We start from the raw sequence: 2,885 nt of genomic DNA, 5'->3' as shown, positions 1-2,885 counted from the left end.
TCCTCGGGCCGGAACTTTGCCGCCAGCTTCCTTCAGATTCCACTTCGCAGTGGACACCCTTGCTCTTGGCTAATGGTTGGCGATTACATACCCCCATAACGGACTTTAACCGTCAAGTTTATCATCATGCATGGCGCACACAAAAAGTCCTCCCATACGCCGGGAGGACTTTTGTATTTATAGTACTCGTCTCTATTATTTAATCAGTAAGCTTTTCGTCAGCTTATTCTTTCCATCACTCCACACGAGTTTGTACATACCGGTAGGTAAGCCACTTACTGGTATGGTTGTTTGTACCGTACTTTTTCCCAGAGAAATAGTCTTTACTATTCTGCCGTTTATATCAACCAGTTGTAATTGAGCAATATGGTCGGTAGCTGGTTGCTGCCAGATCACATAACCTGATGCCGGGTTTGGATACAATGCAAACAAATTTGAATTGATCGTCGCATTTGTATTATAAACCACCACCCTTGCTAATGAGTCGTGGGTACCTGTTGTGTCGGGTATATATGTAAACCCATTTTTTGCCGACAGCCCAATTGATGAAATCACTGATACAGCTCCGCTGGCGCCGCTATCTACAACCGCCCTGATAAGCGTGTCAGACAAAACAAAGAAACGATTGGCAGGAATACCACCAAATTTTACCGCAGTTGCATACAGGAAATAATGACCAAAGATGTATACGGTATCGCCACGTTTCGCGTGGGTGGGTGTAAATGAATAAATATGCGGCGGTATGCTGTCGTGAATAGTGGTATCAGGCACACTCGTTGAATCCGGTATATAGGTAAAGCCAGCTTTAAACGCCAGGCCACTGTAAAGGGTGTTCACTATTACGTTGCCACTGGCCCCGGCGCCCACTCTTGCCTTGATAACAGTATCGCCATAAACAATATAACTGCCAGCACTAACACCACCAAAAAGTATCTGATAGGCATATCTGAGGTTATTCCCAACAATTGTTACCTCTGTTCCCCGGCGTGCACTGGTTGGTGAGAATGAATATATATGTGCCCGTGCGCTATCAGGAATTTGCGTGGTATCAACAATAAATGTAAAGCCAGGTTTTGATGCCGTACCGCGTGGTGTAGTCACCGATACACTACCAGTTGCACCAGTACCAACAATAGCTTTAATAACGGTATCGGAGTAAATAAAAATGCTGTCGGCCCGTACACCACCAAAGCGCGCTGAAGTGGCGCCGGTAAAATGTGACCCAAAGATTGTAACTACTGTTCCCTTTTTACCACTGGTTGGCGAAAACGAAATAATCCGGGGTGAATCAGGAACAGGAATGGTATCCCGGATAAATATAAAGCCAGGTTTTGAAGCGGTGCCATTTGGTGTAGTCACTGATACACTGCCTGTAGCACCGGTATCTACAAAAGCTTTAATAACGGTATCGGAATAAATAATAATACTATCGGCCAGTACGCCACCAAAGCGTGCTGCTGTAGCAAAAGTAAAATGTGAACCAAAGATCGTTACCACCGTACCCTTTCTACCACTGGTTGGGGTAAATGATTTGATCACAGGTGGTATGGTGTCGGGATGTAAAGTATCAGCTGCCATTTTCCCGCGATCGATGGGATGCGCCATGGCAAACTGACAACATAATAATAAAACAAGAACAACACTCCTTTTGATGGTGAGGTAAACATTTCGCATTAGATAATATTTAATGGTTAAGAAATGACAATGGAATACCTGTTCTATGCAATGGACATAGAATTACCTTTGTGGAACTACATTCCCTGTTTACTATCTGTTTTTAAAATTCAGAAAATCGCCGGAGATCTAAATAGAAGTATTTTGTTTAAACACAGTGGATCGGTAACTACGGGGCAAGTTAGGGATTTGAGTAGATATTTCTGCGGGGGGCAAAACATTTAATTGTTCCGTAACCGTTACTAAATATTCACTCCGATTTTACAACAACTGATGCGTATCCTTTAGTATTCCCATAACAAAAATACTCTGAAATCCGTTGCAGGTTACAAGTTACAGGTTGCAGGGAACCCTTTTGTTTGGCTTTCCCTGAAACTTGCAACCCTGTAACCTGTAAAGCTTTTCAACATCACTTATTCACTACTATATCCATAATAATCTTAAAATATGTAGCGCAGCCCCACCTGCATTTGCCAGCGCGAAGGAAGGTCGGGACTGGCCGTGAACGTAGAGGTTAAAGAAGGGTCGAACTGATAAACGGGCGCATTGTTATTATAGGCAACCGACAGTGGCTGAAAATAGCCTGATGTAGTGGCATATTTCACCACGCCCCATTTACTGTTCAGCAAATTACCAATGTTCACAAAGTCGATACTCAATTGCAACGTAGATGATCTTTTCTTTACGGGAATAATAAAATCCTGCAGAATACGCAGATCAACCTGGCTTACCCAGGGGTTCTCACCTGCATATTTCTCCGTATATTGACCGCGGCGTTTGCGCAGGTATTTGTCATTATTAATAAAATTCTTAAACGCCTGCCGCTGTGTAGCTGCATCCTGAACATTTCCGTTCACATCCTTCAGTGGAGCAAATTGCATGACGTTGATCTCTGCATCGGTAGGCACATACAACAGATCGTTTGTTGTAGTTCCATCGTTATTAATATCTTTGCCAGGGTCACTGCTATACACATATGCAAAGCGGTTGCCTGAGTTCCAGGAACCAAACAGGGAAATGGTAGTCGCCAGGTTCTTGGCATAAGTAAACCGCTTTGAGAAAGCAGCTACAATGCGATGCGTATTTCCATACAACGAACGCGACAGCACTGCCGCATTGGCATTATTCAAAATAGGATTGCGATCAAAGGCATCGCTCGATATTTCGGCAGAAATAGAACTGGCGTCTTTTGCAATCAGGTAATTATAACC

Annotated in this window: 1 protein-coding gene and 1 pseudogene; both read right to left on the bottom strand. The window is 43.5% G+C overall.

Going from position 1 to position 2,885, the window contains the following annotated elements; genetic code table 11:
- Positions 1–195: 195 nt before the first annotated feature.
- The gene (locus ACJ751_RS11545) at positions 196–1,674 is read right to left on the bottom strand and encodes an IPT/TIG domain-containing protein (RefSeq protein WP_407745648.1); all 1,479 of its coding nucleotides are present in this window, start codon (positions 1,672–1,674) and stop codon (positions 196–198) included.
- A gap of 440 nt (positions 1,675–2,114) precedes the next feature.
- Positions 2,115–2,885, bottom strand: a pseudogene (locus ACJ751_RS11540) (TonB-dependent receptor); the annotation flags it as partial.

This window comes from Niastella sp. (assembly GCF_045805085.1).
Taxonomy (GTDB): Bacteria; Bacteroidota; Bacteroidia; order Chitinophagales; family Chitinophagaceae; genus Niastella.
Note: the sequence above shows the minus strand (reverse complement) of the source record. Positions and strands in the feature narration are given on the sequence as shown.